This is a genomic window from Streptomyces sp. NPDC056231, from assembly GCF_048270745.1.
In the GTDB taxonomy this organism is placed as follows: Bacteria; Actinomycetota; Actinomycetes; order Streptomycetales; family Streptomycetaceae; genus Streptomyces.
Genome location: NZ_JBLVKW010000019.1, coordinates 47,603 through 62,965 on the forward strand (window position 1 = coordinate 47,603; position 15,363 = coordinate 62,965).

Consider the following 15,363-nt stretch of genomic DNA (forward strand, 5'->3'; position numbering starts at 1 on the left):
ACCAGCGACGGCGTGCCGGGGTATCCGCGCTTTCGTGGGGTCAACTGGTTCGACACGGTCGACTTCCCCAAGGATGGGGACGGCTGCCGGTGGGATTCCACCCCGCACGACCCGGTCACCCGCGTTCGTCTGCAGGGCGTCGGGCACGTCAAGGTGCACCAGCACCGGCCCGTGGTCGGCAAGGTCAAGACCGTCTCGGTCAAGCGCGAGGGCCGCAAGTGGTTCGTCGTGCTGACCGCCGAGCAGTCACAGCCCGAACCACTGCCCAAGACTGGCAGCGTGGTCGGTATCGACCTGGGCATAGCCAACTTCCTCGCTGACTCAGGCGGCGGGTTTGTCCCCAACCCGCGTCACGGACGCAGCGCTGCCGCGCAGCTCGAGGCAGCACAGCAGACACTCGCCAGGTTTCCGCGTGTCCGACGGGACAAGCGGACGGCACATCACCGCCGGGCGGTTGAGAAGGTCGCCAAGCTGCACGGCAGGGTCCGCCGTCAGCGGCTCGACCACGCCCACAAGACCGCGCTGGCCCTGGTCCGCGAGCACGATGTCATCGCACACGAAGACCTCAAGATCCGCAACATGAGCAAGATCCCGGCCCCGAGGCCGGACCCCGACCAGCCGGGCAGCTTCCTGCCCAACGGGGCCGCGGCGAAGGCCGGGCTGAACCGCTCGATCGCCGATGCCGGATGGGGGTGTTCCTCGCGATCCTGAACGCAAAGGCTGAGAGCGCCGGGCGGGAAGTGATGGCCGTGAACCCCTGCAACACCTCCCGGCGGTGCCCCGAATGCGGGCACACCGCGAAGGAGAACCGGCCCACACAGGAGAAGTTCCACTGCGTCTCGTGCGGCCACACCGCGCACGCAGACACAGTCGGGGCTCTCAACGTTCTACGGGCCGGGCTGGTCCGTCGCGAAGCCCAACCGGCATAGCGAGAAGCCCCCTCAATTTATGAGGGGGAGGAGTCACGGAATGCGGAACAGGAATCACGGAATCACGCCAGAAGCGAGCCAAGGGTGTGTCCCGTAGATCAAGGTGAGGTCGACGGTGCCCTGGTAGATACGTTCTCGCTTGCGTCTGCCGACACACTGCGGGATAGGCCGGATCGCTTGCTGAGGAGCGTCAACGCGGTGATCAAGGCGAGAGCGGCGAAGACGCCAGCTGCCCCAAACGCGGCATGCTGCCCGGTGGTGAGTGCGAGCGGTGTCGGACCACCGATCGCGGACGTGCGGGCGGCAGCGACGCTGGCGCAGATGGCAGTGCCGAGGGCGGTGCCGACGGCGAAGGAGGTGTCGGCGAGGCCGGCGGCCAGGCCTGAGTCCTTCTCGGTGACGCCGGTCAGCGCGGCGATCTGTGCGCATACCGTGACGGCGCCCATTCCCGCCCCGAACAAGAACAGGGCCGCCGGCAGAAGACTCATCGGGCCACCGGCCGGTATGCGGGTGAGCAGCAGGCAGCCACAACCGAGCAGGACGGTCCCGGCGGCAGCTACCCGCCCCAGGCTGAGCCTGGGCACGATCCGTTGGCTCAGCAGGGCGCCTGCGGCCGCGGTGACGGTCATCATCGCGGCCGCCAGCCCGAACTGCGCCGCCGGCCAGCCGAGCACCTGCTGCACGAAAGAGGTGAGGGTGACGAGCATGCCGTCGACGGTCATGCCGGCGATGAGCAGGAGGAGGTTGCCGCCGATCAGCATGCGCGAGCGCAGCGACTGAAAGGAAACGAGCGGGGCCACCGATCGCTTCTCGATCAGGATGAACATCCAGACCAGCACGGCCACGGCGGCCAGTAGCCCGATGCTCTGTCCATTCGCCCACCCGGATGTCGGCACCCGGGTGATCACGTATACGAGCAGAACGAGTGCCGGGGCGATGGTCAGCGCACCAGGGATATCGAAGGAACGGGAGCGTGCTCGGTCCCGGCTTTCGCGCAGCATGGCGGGGGCGAGCACCAGCACGAGGGTCCCGACAGGGACGTTGACCCAGAACACCCACTGCCAGCCGAAGATATCCGTGATGATGCCGCCCAGTAGTAGACCGGCGGTGGCGCCGAACCCGCCGAGGCCGCCCCAGATACCGAGCGCCCTGTTCCGCTCGATCCCTTCGGGGAAAGTGTTCATGACCATCGACAACGCGGCCGGAGCGATGATCGCGGCCGAGACGCCCTGCACCGCCCGGGCGGCCACCAGGGCCTGGATGGATGGAGCGAGCCCGCACGCCAGGGAGGCCACGACCCGCAGCACCATCCCGGCGATGAACACACGCCGACGGCCCAGCAGATCCGCAGCGCGGCCGCATAACAACAGCAGCCCGCTGAAGGCCAGCGCGTAGGCCGTCACGGTCCATTGGATGGCAGGACCGTGCAGGCGAAGGTGGCCTTCGATCGCGGGCAGAGCGGCGAGCAGGCTGGTGCCGTCCAGAATCGTCATGAAGAACGCCGTGCCCAGCAGCGCCAGCACCCGCCAACGGCGAGTCTGCGAAAGGTTGCTCGTGGTCATCACTGTTGCTCGATGCTTCGCAGCAGTTCGGCGGCGAGCGCGTCAAGCCACTTGCCGGTGCCCTGCTTCCGCCAGCTTGGTTCTTCGCGGCCGTCGAGGAAGGTGCTCTGCTCGGTGAGCAGCAGCCGGGTGCCACCTCCCTCAGGGTGGAACTCCACCGTCGTCAGCGACACTGTCGCAAGGTCTTGCCCCTCGGACAGAGTGGAGGTGTAAACGATCCGCTCGTCCTGGACGATGTCGCGGTACCAGGACTCGAAAGTCAGCACCGGCCCACCGCCAGAGCGGCCGCGGTTGACCTCCCGCCCACCGACGCGGAAATCAAGCTCGTGCTCGGCGCCGGGGCCGGAGAACCAGCGGGCCTTTGCTTCGGGGGCGGCCCACGCGGCGAACACTGTGGCCGGTGAGGCCGCGTAGAGGCGTTCGAGGGTGAACGTGGCATGCGTGACCACGTGATCGGTCATTGTGCGCTCCCTTGATCTGGGCTGTCGCAGTGTTCGGTCAGGTAGTCGCCGAGGCGATCGAGGCGGTGTTCCCAGACAGTGCGCTGCGCCGCGATCCAGTCCTCGGCCGTTCGCAGCACACCCGGCTCGATGTGGCAGGTGCGTACCCTTCCGGCTTTCTCAGACCGGACCAGTCCGCACGCCTCCAGTACCTGTAGGTGCTGCATCACCGCTGGCAGCGACATGGCCAGCGGCCGGGCCAGCTCACTGACCGAGGCAGGCCCGCGGATCAACCGCTCAACGATGTCCCGGCGAGTCGCGTCCGCCAGCGCTTGGAACACCCGGTCCAACGACCCAGCTTGGTTAAGCATGTGCCTAACTATTCGATGCCGACATCGAATAGTCAAGCATTTTGTTAACTTTTCTTCCCTCGGGAGTGCGCCGTTCCCTCGCATACGTCTCGTCCGGGAGTACGCGCCCGGGCCTCACTTCTCACAAATGGTCATCTGTGAGAGTTCCGCGAGAGGCCCGGAAGCGATCACGTTTCACCAGGTCGCCACTCGCAAAAGTCCTCTCGAAACCCGCACGTTGTGCGAGGCACTTCCGAGAGACTGCCGTCATGGATTTGGCACCCGATCAGGCCGCATTGGCGGTAGAACGTCACGACTGCCCGAACTGTGACGCGCCCGCCGGCAGCGCCTGCCGTACCCAGGGCGGCAAGACCGCCGCCAGGTACCACACCCCGCGCTTCGTTCTCGTCCCCGCGCTCCGCGAGGAACTGGAGATCCCGGTGCCCGCCGACCGCGGTCCCGGCCGCGCATGGAAGCAGGGGCCCGCGCTCGCGGTGGTGCCCGCGCCCCGCACCGAGCGGCCGGTGCGAATCGGATACGCCCGCACGTCGACCGCCCGGCAGGAACTGGCGGGCCAGCTCGAAGCCCTCCGCCGGGCGAAGTGCCACAAAGTCTTCTCCGAGCACATCAGCACCCGGGTCAAGGTCCGGCCCGAGCTGGAGAAGGCGCTTGCGCTGGCCCACCAGTTCAAGGAGGCCGCGCCCGAGACCCCCGTCATCTTCACCGTCCACGAACTCAAGCGCCTCGCCCGCAACGCCGCCGAGCTGATGACGCTGTCCGCCGAACTCCAGGCCGGCGGCATCCAGCTCGAACTCCTCACCGGCCCGCTCACCGGCATCTACGACCCCAACGGCATGGGCGCGATGTTCTTCGTTGTCCTCGCCGTCGCCGGGCAGATCGAGCGCAACTACATCCGGGAGAAGACCCTCGAAGGCCAGGTCATCGCCGCATCCAAGGGCAACCACGGAGGACGCCCTAAGGTCATCGACGACGACATGCTCACCTTCGCCGTCGCACTCAAGGACAAGGGCGTCCCCGTCCCCGAGATCGCAAAGAAACTCACCGTCAAGGTCGGGAAGAACGCGGGCAAGTCCCCATCGGTCGCCTCGCTCTACCGAGCCCTGGCCGAAGCCGAGGCCGCCACGGTGGACGACGGCCTGCCGCTCAGGCCCAAGCCCGTACGCATCCGCCGCCCCGAGGACCCGCTCACCCCCGAAGAGATCGACCTCCGCGAACGCCTCCAGGCCCAGCCCCACCCGAACTCGGAGACCCGCAGCTAGTGCCGCATCAGGCAACGTTCGCCTCGTTCGGAGGGGCCAACATACGAGCGCATCTGCGCGACGCGGCCGTCGGCCGTGGTCCAGTCGGCCGCGAAACTACCGACATAACGCCAGCGGGCACGCTCGTAGAGCTTGATGGCCGCGGTCGCACCGGCCTCGACTTCCAGAACGGGCCTCAGTCCGTGGACTACCGCTTCTTCGACCGCCTTGTCCAGCAGCTTGGCCGCTACCCCTCGTCGACGAGCACGGGCGCTGACGAAGAGCCGTGCGACAGATACCAGACGCTGAGCGGGCAGCCCGACAGCGGTCGCAAGCGCCTTCCCTGGACGGGCTAGGACCACATGGCCCAGGATCTCCGAACCGTCTACGGCCACCCAGGCAGCGAGCATGCTTCGGGGAGTCAGCCATCCTTCGGGATCGGCAGGCCAATCCACTGGGTAGCGATCTGCCGCGTGAACGGTGGCGAGAGCCTCGGTGCAGCCCGGCATGTGATCACCGGCGCGAGGATGAATCTTCAGTTCATTCATTCCGAGATCTTGGCACGTAGCCAGCTACGCCGAACTCCCGCTTCCTGGCCGGGAGGACGACGTCAGAATGATCGGCAGACGGCCGCGGCGAGACGACGTGATCCACTGGTTGCCTGACGGGGCGAACGTTGCTTGATGCGGCACTAGCGACCATGATCAAGGGCTTAGCGCCAACGGCTGTACCGATGGTCCCCAAGGCCGAGGAGCCCCGTGAGTTCGCGAAAACTGAAGGGTTCTCGGTAGGAACCCACGGGTCCGACAGCCGATTCTCAGGCGAGGAGGCGCGGGTTCATGACGAACCCAGGGTGCGGGACCGCTTACAAGGGTCGGTAGGTGCCGTAGTTCCCGGCAAGGGAGTTAGTGGCGGCTTCGGCGACATCGGATCGGGGGCTTGAGACGCATGAGGTGAGGAAGTCGTGCGCTCGCTGCCCGGTCCAGCCGGCCGCGGCAACAGCGGGCCAGAAGTAGATCCCATCCTGTGGGGACCTGGCTTCGATGAAGTCGAGGACGTTTGTCACGGTTTCCTGATCCAGGGCAAGCCGGAGCATGGCCACGGCCTGCAACGCTCCGCCCACAAGAGTCTCGTTACCGGTACTCATGCACCAGCGAATCGCCTCGGTGTGGGAGTGCTCCATGTAGCTCAGCCGGACGATGGCGTCGCCCCCGGCAGTGTGAACCGCATGGAGAGTGTCGCGCTGAAGGACGAGATCTCGCAGGTAGGGAAGGTCGGACGGGGAGCCGCAAGTACCGAGCGCCATCGTCATCTGGTACTGGGTTTCCCAGGTCCGCGAATCCCTCACCTCATTCTTCAGGGCTTCGAGCAGGGCAGGACCGGCATCTGAGTCGCCCAGTTTTCGAAGTCGCTTCGCGGCCGAGCGGCGCTTGGCGGAACTCCGGTCTTGAAGCTGGCGGATCGCTTCAACGGCGTCGAGAGCCATGGTCTCTCCTACTGGACGGACGTCACTGGACATTATTCGGCTTCTCTGACAGTTCCGCCGGGGGGCTCACGGGCGAGGCCAGAAGCAGCTGACGGGCCGAGTCGGCGTAACGCATCGCGGTCTTCTCATCGAGCCCGAACACTTCGGCGAGGTGGAGCGGGTCGGGCCCGTGGGTCAGGGCCTCTTCGAGTTGGCGGTCGACGCGGAGCCGTTCCAGCGTCGCGTCCTGCCCGCGCATCGCGGCGCTGATCCAGTGGTTGCTGGCGCGGCTGGTCTTCGTGGCGGTCTGGTTGTTGATCAGTAGGTGGAGGTTCGCGGTGTTCGGCCACCGGTTTCGCCGGTGCTCCAGCCACTCCAGCAGCAGCTTCAGGGTGAGGTCGTCGAGCGGGCGGACACGTCCGGCGATGGTCAGCCGCCGGTTGCCGAGGTCGAGGTCGTCGAGCATGAGGTTGGCGATCTGGGCGACCCGGGCGGCGTGGGCCGCTGCGAGGGCGAGGATGAGCCGCGTCGCCGGGGTGGTGGCCGCCGCGACGGAGCGGTCGACCTGCTCGGGGACGAGCGGTTGCAGCACGGCGTACTCGTATTGTCCGACCTTGATCCGACTGGTGGGGTTGCGGAAGATCAGCCCGTTCCGCTTGGCCCATGTGAACAGCGAGCGCAGGGCGACGAGTTGGTCGTGGCGCTGGTGGCCGTGCAGTGTCTTGATGTAGGTGAGGACATCGTCGCGGGTCACTTCGCGCAGGTGGTCGTAGGGGTTCGACCATTCCAGCAGGGCCAGGCGGACTCGGTTGAGGTAGAGCCAGACCGTGCCTTCCCGTCGCGGGAGGCTGCGGGGGCCGCCGTCGCGCAGGACGCGGGTCCAGCGCTCGGCCTCCGAGCGGATGCCGGGTGCGAGACCCTCCAGCCTCTCGGCGAGCCAGCGTTCGAAGGAGGGTTCGCTGTCGTCCTCGAAGATCCCCATCTCGTCCAGGACCGTGACGGTGTGGCCGACCGGCAGGTCCAGGGCCCGCAGCGGGGCGAAGATCTCCGTGTGCCGGATGACGTCGCCCTCGACGTAGCCGGTGAGGACGAGGGCCAGGCCGCGGTTGACCGCGAAGCGGATGTTACGTCCCCAGCCGCGGGCCTCGGCGAGCCGGTGGGCAAGGTACTTCGCCCAGGCCAGCCAAGGGCTGGTCAGATCGGCGTCGGCCAGAGCGAGCCGGCTGTAGTCACGGGGGATCTGTGTGAACAGCGGTAGCTGCCGCCAGCCGGGATCCGGGCGCCAGGCCGGTGAAGGAGGTGGTTTGGGCGGGGCTCCCCGCCGTCCTCCGCGCGTCCGAGCCGCGGGGGTTGGTCTCCTGCGGTAGTGCATCCCGACGAAGAACAGTTGGTGATGCCGGACGGCGGCGAGCCGGTTCCGCACGTCCGTCTCGTCCGTGGGCTGGCCGACGACGGCCTTCGCACGGAGGCGGGCCTGGCACCAGCACAGGCGGCAGTAGTTCCACTTCAGCGGCTGGACGCGGTGGCAGCCGGTGCATGCGGCCACATCGTGGCCGCGGCCGAACATGTAGCAGGTGGGGCAGAGGCGGCCGCTGAAGTTTCCCCAGGCCAGGCAGCTGTCGCAGGAGTCGGTGGGCTTGACGTAGCCCTTCGGGAACCGTGCCATCGGCTCACTCCGGCGGCAGCGACCGGCCGTCCCGGCGCTTGGGGATCACCTTCGGTGCGGCGGTTCCCGCACCGACCGCGGCCCGTTCGGTCTCCTCTGCCTGGCCAGGGCGGCGGACCTTCTCCGGTTCGGGGATCAGCAGGTCTCCGATCTCGCAGCCGAGGACCACGCAGATGACGTCCAGGTCCTCCAGCTTGAGCGAGACCGGCTGCCCGGACCACAGCCCGGACATCTTGCCGGCCGAGATCACCAGGCCGTGCTCGGCCAGGCTCCGCTGGAGTTCGGACGCCTTCCAGATACCCTTGTTCGCGGCGGTCAGCCGCAGGTTCCACCTCATCGGGCCAGTCCTTCCAGCCGCTTCGCGGCCCGTTCCATCCCGGCGACCCAGGCGTCCTCGACCCGGGTCTGCTGCACGTGGATATACCGCATGGTCGTAGCGATCCAGGAATGTCCTAAGACCTCCTGGATAGCGAGCAAGTCCAGCCCGTTTCCGTAGAGTTGGGACGCGCAGAAATGTCGCAGGACGTGCGGTGTCAACCTGTCCGTCCAACTCGCCAGATGAGCCTGGACCGCGTTGTCGAGCCCGTTGCGCAGGGCGTCGTCGCCGACCCGGCGGGCGGAGCCGTCGGTGTTCTTGCGCTCGGAGGGGAACAGCGGGGCACCAGGGCGAGTGTGATCGTCATCGAACTGGCCCCACACGTCTTCGATGAACCACCGCAGTGTCCGGTCGGCACCGTTGATCAGCGGAACCATCCGCTCGCGCGGCCCCGAGCCACGGGCCCCCTTGCCGTGGCGGACGTGGAGTTTGCCGAAGCGGCCCAGGTCCCACTTGATGTCGTCCAGGTCGAGCCCACATGCCTCGCTCACCCGCAGGCCGACCTGGGACATCAGCTTCGAGGCGGTGTAGTTCCGGGCGGTGGGGGCGAACTTCCGGCAGGTGGCCAGCTCGCCGCCCCAGCCGGTGAATAACGTCCCGATCTCCGGCTCATTCGGCGGGATCCGCAGCTGGGCGTCCTCGGCCCCGCGCGGCCGGTTCATCTCGTCGATCGGGCACTCGACCACCCGGCCGGTCATCCGGTGGATTTCGACCTTGTGTCGCAGCTCCAGGAACATGAAGTACGTGCTCAACGCCTGCGACCGGCCCAGCCGGGTGCCGCTGGGCGAGTGCCGCAGCACCTTCCCGAAGTACACGTCCGCGTCAGCGGGCTCCATGTCCCACAAGGGCCGGCCGAACCAGGTCCTGATCTGATCCAGGTGACCGACGTCCCCGCGGATGGTGCCGTCCGCCAGCCCTGCTGAGGCCCGTGCGAGGACGAACCCGGACAGCACATCGGTCTCGAACCGCTCCAGCTCCTCAGCCGACGCGGGCGCCCAGTGCTCACGCAGATCCCGTACGACTGCCAGCGCCGCCAACCCGAGCCTCCTCACCTTCGACCCGACTGCGAATCGGCCAGACGAGGTGAGAACGCTTCAAGAATCACGAAGTTACGTCACAAGCCGACAGAGCACACGAAGGAGGAAGAACCCCCTGGCCACGGGCCCAGAGAATCAGCGGGGCTCAGGGGAACTCGCGGGATGTCGCACACCTGAAACCTCAGATGCTGGGCGGATAGGGTATTCGGCAGGCGCGGCGCGGCGCGGCCGACGAGCAGATGGCGCCGGATGCACCGAGACGCTCTCGCGTGCGGCAAGCACGAATCGCCGTCGGCGCAGAGCCTTGCCGGGCAGGTGTGGGAACGGACGGTACGTCATTCCCGCGGCGCGGGACCGGTGGAGGCGCGCACGACCACTTCGCAGCCGAGCAGCAGTGACCGGGGCGGTCCCGGCTGTTCGATGCACTTCAGCAGCATGCGTGCGGCCTCGGCGCCGATTTCCTGCTGGGGCACGTGCACGGTCGTCAACGGCGGGATCATCCGGGTCAGGAACGGCATGTCGTTGAAACCCACCACGGACATGTCCTCGGGGCATCGCAGCCCGAACGCCGCCAGCGAGTCCAGCGCTCCGAGTGCCAACAGGTCGTTCGCAGCGAACACGGCTGTGGGGCGTTCGGGGCCTCGATACGTGGCCAGGAGTTCGTCCATCGCCGCGGTACCCGCGGCCTCGCTGAATCGGGTGGCGTTGACGACGGGGGTGTGCCGGGAGTCCAGCCCGGCGTGCTCACAGGAGTCGAGGAAGGCACGGCGCCGGATCAGCCCGGTCGACAGCTCCTGCGGGCCCGCGAGGTGGGCGATGCGCCGGTGACCGAGACCGGTGAGGTGCCGGACGACGGCGTCGATGCCGATCGCCTCGTCCGCCGTGACCGACGGTGTCCTTCGATCGTCCAGGACCCGGTTGACGAGCACCATCGGCACCCCGTCCGCCGCCGCGCGCTCGAGCAGGGGGTGCTTGCGGCGCGCGGTCGCGACCAGGAAGCCGTCACATTGACGGCCGCGCAGCTCCGCGAAGAGGCGTGCCTCCTTGTCCTCGTCGTTGTCCGTGCTGACCAGCAGTGCCGAGTAACCCTCGACGGCGAGCGACTCCTCCGCGCCTCTGACGATGGGAGGGAAGAACGGGTTGGTCAGGTCGGGAATGAGGATCGCGACCATCCGGGAGCGCCGGGTGCGCAGGGCACGCGCGACGGAGTTCGGCTGGTAACCCAGACTTTCGGCCACCGCCAGCACTCGCGTGGCTGTCTCCGCCGACACCCGGTGGCGTGTGTCGGGATTCAGGGCCCGCGACGCCGTGCCGGGATGGACGCCGGCCGCTCGCGCCACATCGCTCAACCTCGTCACGCGCCCCACCGTAATGCCGGGCACAACGCGATGGCAATGGATTGCATCAAGGGTTGCCGCACACCTTGACACCCCTTGGCCGCGAGCTTAATTTCGCGGCAACCGATTGCGCAGCGGTGCGGCACGACCCCGTGCGGCGCACTGTTGCATCGCCCTGAATAGCCATGAATTTCCCTCTCTTCGAGCGTAGGGACGGCTCGCCATGGAAGACAATCGATTGTCATCGAGGGTCAGAGGACACCGATGGCGCCGCCGTGGGGTCCTGGGGGCCCTGGCGGCCACGACCGCAGTGGCGCTGGCCGCCTGCGGACCCGCGACCGGAGGACCCGCCCAAGGGGCGGGCAGTGGCCCCGGCAAGGACACGCTGACGATCGGCGTCTCGCTCTCCCTGACGGGGGACTTCGCCGATCCCGGCAAGGCCGCCGAACGCGGCTACGACCTGTGGGTGTCCGACGTCAACGTCCGCGGCGGTGTGCTCGGGCGCAAGGTCTCCCTCAAAGTGGTCGACGACACGTCCAACCCGAACCAGGTCACGACGAACTACACCAACCTCATCACCAAGGACAAGGTCGATCTGGTCGTCGGCCCGTACTCCAGCCTGCTGACCATCCCGGCCTCGCAGGTGGCCAAGCGCTACGGCTACGCCTTCCTCGAGCCGGCCGGCGGCGGCCCGAAGGTGTTCGCCCAGCACCTGGACAACCTGTTCTTCGTCCAGCCCGCCGCCATTGTCAGGCAGGGCGACATCTTCGTCGACTATCTGCTCTCCCTGCCGTCCGCCAAGCGCCCGAGGACCGCCGCGTACGCGTCACTCGACGACCCGTTCGCCGCGCCCCTCGCCGACAACGTCCGCAAGCGCCTGGAAGCAGCCGGTATCAAGACCGTGTACTCCCAGACCTACCCCGACAACCTGACCGACCTGACGCCGGTCATCAGCCGGGTGGCCGCGGCCAAGCCCGATCTGCTCGTCTCCGGAACGCAGTCCGAGGATGCCTATGCCCAGGTCAAGGCGATGATCCAGCTGGGTTTCAACCCCCGCTGGCTGTTCGTCTCCAACGGAGCCAACAACCCGGTGGAGTTCCCCGACAAGGTCGGCAAGGACAGCACCGAGGGCATCTTCACCACCGGCGACTGGTACGCCGGCTCCCGGCAGCCCGGTGCCCCCGAGTTCGTCAAGGCCTACCTTGCCAAGTACGGCGGCACGGAGACGGACATCGACACCACCAGCGCCGAGGCGTACTCGGTCGGCGCGCTGATCGAAAAGGTTGCGCAGAAGACCGGGAAGATCGACAACAAGTCCATCATCTCCGCGCTGCACTCCGGCACGTGGCAGACGCCGATCGGCGACCTCTCCTGGGACGCCAACGGCGAGCCGAAGAGTCACTACACCCTCGTCCAGTGGCAGAAGCACCGGTTGACGCCGGTGTACCCGGCCGACGTGGCTGCGGCCGAGCCGGTCACCGCGAAACCGGCCTGGGGGGAGTGAGCGCTCGTGCACACCTTCATCCAGGCGACCCTGTTGGGCATCCTCACCGGCGGTGTCTACGCCCTGATGGCCAGCGGCCAGACTCTTGTCTTCGGCATCATGCGGGTGATCAACCTGGCGCAGGGCGCGCTGGTGGTCCTCAGCGCCTACCTGTCGTACACCCTGTTCACCTGGGCCGGGATCGACCCGTTCCTCGGCATCCTGATCGTCACCCCCGTGATGTTCGCGCTCGGGGTCGTCATCCAGTGGGTGTTTCTCCGGCCGCTCGGGAGCGGTGCGGGCGAACTCAGCCTGCTCGTCATGTTCGCCGTCGCCCTGGCCGTCGAAGGTGTGCTCGCGTCGGTGTACAAGACGACCTTCCGCTCCATCAACACCGGCTACCGCGACGCCGCCTGGCACCTGGGCGACTACCGGCTGCCGGTGACCAGGCTGGCGGCCTTCGGGCTGTCCCTCGTCGTCCTGGGCGGGCTGTGGCTGCTGCTGCACCGCACCCGCTTCGGCGCCTCGGTGCGGGCCACCGTGCAGAACCCGACCGCGGCCCGGCTGCTGGGCGTCAACCCCGAACGCGTCTCCGCACTCGGCTTCGGCCTGGGCACGGCGACCGCCGGAGCCGCCGGCGCGGTGTTCGGCCTGGTCTACCCCTTCAACTCGGGCAGCCACTACGACCTCATCGCGCGGCTCCTGGCCATCGTCGTGCTCGGCGGACTCGGCAGCCTCGGTGGCGCCGTCGTGGCCGGCGTGCTGATGGGCGTGGCCGAGGCGGTGGTGGCCGCGACCTGGTCACCGTCGTGGGCCGGGTTCACCTTCTTCACGGCGCTGCTCCTCGTCCTGCTGCTGCGCCCGCAGGGACTGTTCGGGACACGACTTCGGGGGGCGCTGTGACCTCCATCCTCTCCGCGACATCCGTGGCCGCCGCCTCCCGCTCCGGACTCGTACGCCACGCGAGGCTCTGGCGCGTCGCAGTGCCGGTCGCCGTCTTCGCGGCACTGCTGGCCGCGCCCTGGACCGTGGGCCAGCCGTGGATCGTCAACCTGCTGATCTTCACGCTCATGTACGCCACGATGGCGAGTGCCTGGAACCTGGTGGGCGGCCTCGCCGGCTATCCCTCGCTCGGACACGCGGCGTTCTTCGGCATCGGCGCCTACGGCGAGGCGATCTGGTTCCACCACCACCCGCCCGTCTCCGGCTGGGAACCCTTCATCGCGCTGCCGGCCGTGGCCGTCGGTACAGCGCTGGTGGGACTGCCGGTCGCATGGATCGCCATGCGCACCAGAGCCGCGACTTTCGCGATCGTCACGATCACCCTGGTCTTCGTCGTCCAGACACTCGCATTCAACGCCCGCGGGCTCACCGGGGGCGCCCAGGGCATCGGGATCGGCCCGGCCCCCTTCGGCGCCGCCTACTTCGCCTTCCCCTTCTACTACGTGCTGGTGGCTCTGCTTGCCGTCGCCGTCGCGGTGACCGCCCTCGTCATGCGGTCACGGCTGGGCCTGATCCTGGCGACCGTCCGCGACGACGAGGACAAGGCCCGAGGCATCGGGGCTCCCACAGCGATGGCCAAGCTCGCGGCGTTCGCGCTGTCGGTCGGCCTCACCGGTGCCGTGGGCGCGGTGTGGGCGTACTACGTGTCCTTCGTCTATCCGCCGTTCGCAGTGGACCCGCTGGTGACCATCGGCATGGTGCTCATGGTGTACCTGGGCGGGCGGGGGACGTTGTGGGGGCCGGTGCTGGGGGCGTTCCTCGTCGTGCCGGTGCAGCAGTACCTCGCCTACCGGCTCGGCGCCAACTCGCTGCACCTGGTGGGATACGCGGCCCTGTTCCTGGTGGTGATGCTCGTCCTGCCCCGCGGCATCCTGCCCTCGCTCGTGGACCGGATCGGAAAGCGGGTGAGCGGACGATGACGACACTCCTCGAAGTGCGCGGACTGACCAAGTCCTTCGGCGGGGTGCGGGCGGTGGACGACTGCTCGTTCGATGTCGAGGAAGGCTCGGTGACGGCGCTCATCGGTCCCAACGGGTCGGGCAAGACGACCGCGTTCAACATGATCACGGGTTACCTGGCCGCCGACTCCGGCTCGCTCCGGTTCGCGGGCACCACCTACCAGCACCCGGACCCGGCGGTGCTCTACCGCCGCGGACTCACCCGCACGTTCCAGCAGGCCCGGATCTTCGGCTCGCTCAGCGTACGGGAGAACCTGATCGCCGCCGCGGGGCACCGCTGGACGGGACTGCTCGCCCCGCGCGCCGCCCGGGCCGACCGGGCCCGCGCCGACGAACTGCTCGACGACTTCGGACTGTCGGCCAAGGCCGACCTGAAGGCGGCCGAACTCTCCTACGGCCAGCGCAAGCTGTGCGAGTTCGCCGCGGTGCTGATGGCGGATCCACGACTGGTGCTGCTCGACGAACCGACCGCGGGCGTCAACCCGGTGATGATCGAGACGATGGAGCGCCATGTGCGCAACAGGAACGAGGAGGGAGTCACCTTCCTGATCGTCGAGCACGACATGCCGCTGGTGATGCGGCTGTGCGACCCCGTCGTCGTCCTCGACCGCGGCCGACCCATCGCGGCCGGCGTACCCGCCGACATCCAGGCCGATCCCCGGGTGCTCGACGCCTATCTGGGGGAATGATGACCGACACCACCTCCGAACCCGCGAACCCGCTGCTCACTCTGGACGGCGTCACAGCCGGATACGGCGCGGGCCTGATCCTCAAGGGCGTCGACCTGACGGTCGCCTCCGGACAGGTCACCTGCCTCATCGGGCCCAACGGCTCGGGCAAGTCCACGACGCTGAAGACGATTTCGGGGCTGCTGAAGCCGACCTCGGGCACCGTCACCTTCCGGGGCGAGGACATCTCGCGGCTCAGTGCCCGGGAACGGCTCCTGCGCGGCATCGTCCACGTACCACAGGACCGCAGCCTCTTCCCGGCGATGACCGTGCGGGAGAACGTCGAGATGGGCGGCTACGTCCTGCGCGACCGGCGCCTGATCGCTGAGCGCTGGGAGCACATCGCCGCCTCCTTCACGATGGTGGCCGACCGGGCGAGCGCCCACGCCGGATCCCTGTCCGGCGGCGAGCAGAAGACCGTCGAGATCGCGCGGACCCTGATGCTCGACCCCGTCCTCATCCTCCTGGACGAGCCCTCCATCGGGCTCGACCCCAAGTCCCGTGTCGCCGTCTTCCGCAGCGTCGCGGACCTCGCGGCCGCCGGGCGTTCCGTCCTCCTGGTGGAGCAGAACGCCCGTTCTGGCCTGGCCGTCTCGCACACCGGCGTCGTCCTCGAGGGCGGCCGGGTCGCCCTGACGGGCACCGGCGCCGATCTGCTCTCCGATCCGGAGGTCGGCCGGCTGTACCTCGGGGCCGCAGCCCGGCCCGCCACACCTCTTGCCTCCTCCCTCCCGTCGCCCGCCGGCGACCCCACCCGACAGGACTGACTC

15 protein-coding genes and 1 pseudogene are annotated in these 15,363 nt (G+C 68.2%); 7 read left to right on the forward strand and 9 right to left on the reverse strand.

Going from position 1 to position 15,363, the window contains the following annotated elements; translation table 11 throughout:
• The first annotated feature begins 12 nt into the window (after positions 1-12).
• A pseudogene (locus ACNPQM_RS17370) lies at positions 13-929 on the forward strand (RNA-guided endonuclease InsQ/TnpB family protein).
• A gap of 98 nt (positions 930-1,027) precedes the next feature.
• On the opposite strand, the gene ACNPQM_RS17375 reads toward ACNPQM_RS17370, so the two are convergent.
• The 3 genes from ACNPQM_RS17375 to ACNPQM_RS17385 are packed head-to-tail and all read right to left on the reverse strand — an operon-like array spanning position 1,028 to position 3,302.
• Positions 1,028-2,491: an MFS transporter gene (locus tag ACNPQM_RS17375; protein WP_418084688.1), complete on the reverse strand. Its 1,464-nt coding sequence runs from the start codon at positions 2,489-2,491 to the stop codon at positions 1,028-1,030.
• Positions 2,491-2,952 carry an SRPBCC family protein gene (locus tag ACNPQM_RS17380; RefSeq protein ID WP_418084689.1) on the reverse strand — a complete coding sequence of 154 codons (462 nt, stop codon included), beginning with the start codon at positions 2,950-2,952 and terminating at the stop codon, positions 2,491-2,493. Before ACNPQM_RS17380 ends, ACNPQM_RS17375 begins: the two co-directional genes overlap by 1 nt.
• Positions 2,949-3,302, reverse strand: coding sequence for an ArsR/SmtB family transcription factor (locus tag ACNPQM_RS17385; RefSeq protein WP_418084690.1), 354 nt, complete (start codon positions 3,300-3,302; stop codon positions 2,949-2,951). Before ACNPQM_RS17385 ends, ACNPQM_RS17380 begins: the two co-directional genes overlap by 4 nt.
• 248 nt (positions 3,303-3,550) lie before the next feature.
• Here ACNPQM_RS17385 and ACNPQM_RS17390 point away from each other — a divergent pair, with 248 nt between their 5' ends.
• The gene (locus ACNPQM_RS17390) at positions 3,551-4,561 is read left to right on the forward strand and encodes a recombinase family protein (RefSeq protein ID WP_418084691.1); all 1,011 of its coding nucleotides are present in this window, start codon (positions 3,551-3,553) and stop codon (positions 4,559-4,561) included.
• Here ACNPQM_RS17390 and ACNPQM_RS17395 read toward each other — a convergent pair.
• The 6 genes from ACNPQM_RS17395 to ACNPQM_RS17420 form a co-directional block, all read right to left on the reverse strand.
• Complete coding sequence (locus ACNPQM_RS17395; RefSeq protein WP_418084692.1) at positions 4,558-5,088, reverse strand: GNAT family N-acetyltransferase; 531 nt, start codon at positions 5,086-5,088, stop codon at positions 4,558-4,560. The two genes, ACNPQM_RS17390 and ACNPQM_RS17395, sit on opposite strands and share 4 nt — an antisense overlap.
• A gap of 317 nt (positions 5,089-5,405) precedes the next feature.
• The gene (locus ACNPQM_RS17400) at positions 5,406-6,026 is read right to left on the reverse strand and encodes a HEAT repeat domain-containing protein (RefSeq protein WP_418084693.1); all 621 of its coding nucleotides are present in this window, start codon (positions 6,024-6,026) and stop codon (positions 5,406-5,408) included.
• Positions 6,027-6,048: 22 nt separating this feature from the next.
• Positions 6,049-7,671, reverse strand: coding sequence for a hypothetical protein (locus ACNPQM_RS17405; RefSeq protein ID WP_418084694.1), 1,623 nt, complete (start codon positions 7,669-7,671; stop codon positions 6,049-6,051).
• 4 nt (positions 7,672-7,675) lie between these two features.
• On the reverse strand, positions 7,676-8,008 hold the full coding sequence (locus ACNPQM_RS17410) for a helix-turn-helix domain-containing protein (protein ID WP_069816392.1): 333 nt from the start codon (positions 8,006-8,008) through the stop codon (positions 7,676-7,678).
• Positions 8,005-9,084 (reverse strand): tyrosine-type recombinase/integrase, encoded by a 1,080-nt coding sequence (locus ACNPQM_RS17415; protein WP_418084695.1) that lies wholly within the window; start codon positions 9,082-9,084, stop codon positions 8,005-8,007. The genes ACNPQM_RS17410 and ACNPQM_RS17415 overlap by 4 nt, the downstream gene beginning before the upstream one ends.
• A 335-nt stretch (positions 9,085-9,419) precedes the next feature.
• On the reverse strand, positions 9,420-10,442 hold the full coding sequence (locus ACNPQM_RS17420) for a LacI family DNA-binding transcriptional regulator (RefSeq protein WP_418084696.1): 1,023 nt from the start codon (positions 10,440-10,442) through the stop codon (positions 9,420-9,422).
• Positions 10,443-10,644: 202 nt separating this feature from the next.
• Between ACNPQM_RS17420 and ACNPQM_RS17425 the strand changes: the two genes are divergently transcribed.
• Genes ACNPQM_RS17425 through ACNPQM_RS17445 form a run of 5 tightly spaced genes read left to right on the forward strand, consistent with a single transcriptional unit; the run spans position 10,645 to position 15,360 of the window.
• Positions 10,645-11,925 carry an amino acid ABC transporter substrate-binding protein gene (locus ACNPQM_RS17425; RefSeq protein ID WP_418084697.1) on the forward strand — a complete coding sequence of 427 codons (1,281 nt, stop codon included), beginning with the start codon at positions 10,645-10,647 and terminating at the stop codon, positions 11,923-11,925.
• A 6-nt stretch (positions 11,926-11,931) separates the two neighbouring features.
• A complete protein-coding gene (locus ACNPQM_RS17430; protein WP_418084698.1) occupies positions 11,932-12,807 on the forward strand; it encodes a branched-chain amino acid ABC transporter permease in 876 nt (291 codons plus the stop codon).
• Positions 12,804-13,826: a branched-chain amino acid ABC transporter permease gene (locus tag ACNPQM_RS17435; RefSeq protein ID WP_418084699.1), complete on the forward strand. Its 1,023-nt coding sequence runs from the start codon at positions 12,804-12,806 to the stop codon at positions 13,824-13,826. Before ACNPQM_RS17430 ends, ACNPQM_RS17435 begins: the two co-directional genes overlap by 4 nt.
• The gene (locus tag ACNPQM_RS17440; RefSeq protein ID WP_418084700.1) at positions 13,823-14,554 is read left to right on the forward strand and encodes an ABC transporter ATP-binding protein; all 732 of its coding nucleotides are present in this window, start codon (positions 13,823-13,825) and stop codon (positions 14,552-14,554) included. Before ACNPQM_RS17435 ends, ACNPQM_RS17440 begins: the two co-directional genes overlap by 4 nt.
• Positions 14,551-15,360 carry an ABC transporter ATP-binding protein gene (locus ACNPQM_RS17445; protein ID WP_418084701.1) on the forward strand — a complete coding sequence of 270 codons (810 nt, stop codon included), beginning with the start codon at positions 14,551-14,553 and terminating at the stop codon, positions 15,358-15,360. Before ACNPQM_RS17440 ends, ACNPQM_RS17445 begins: the two co-directional genes overlap by 4 nt.
• Positions 15,361-15,363: the final 3 nt, after the last annotated feature.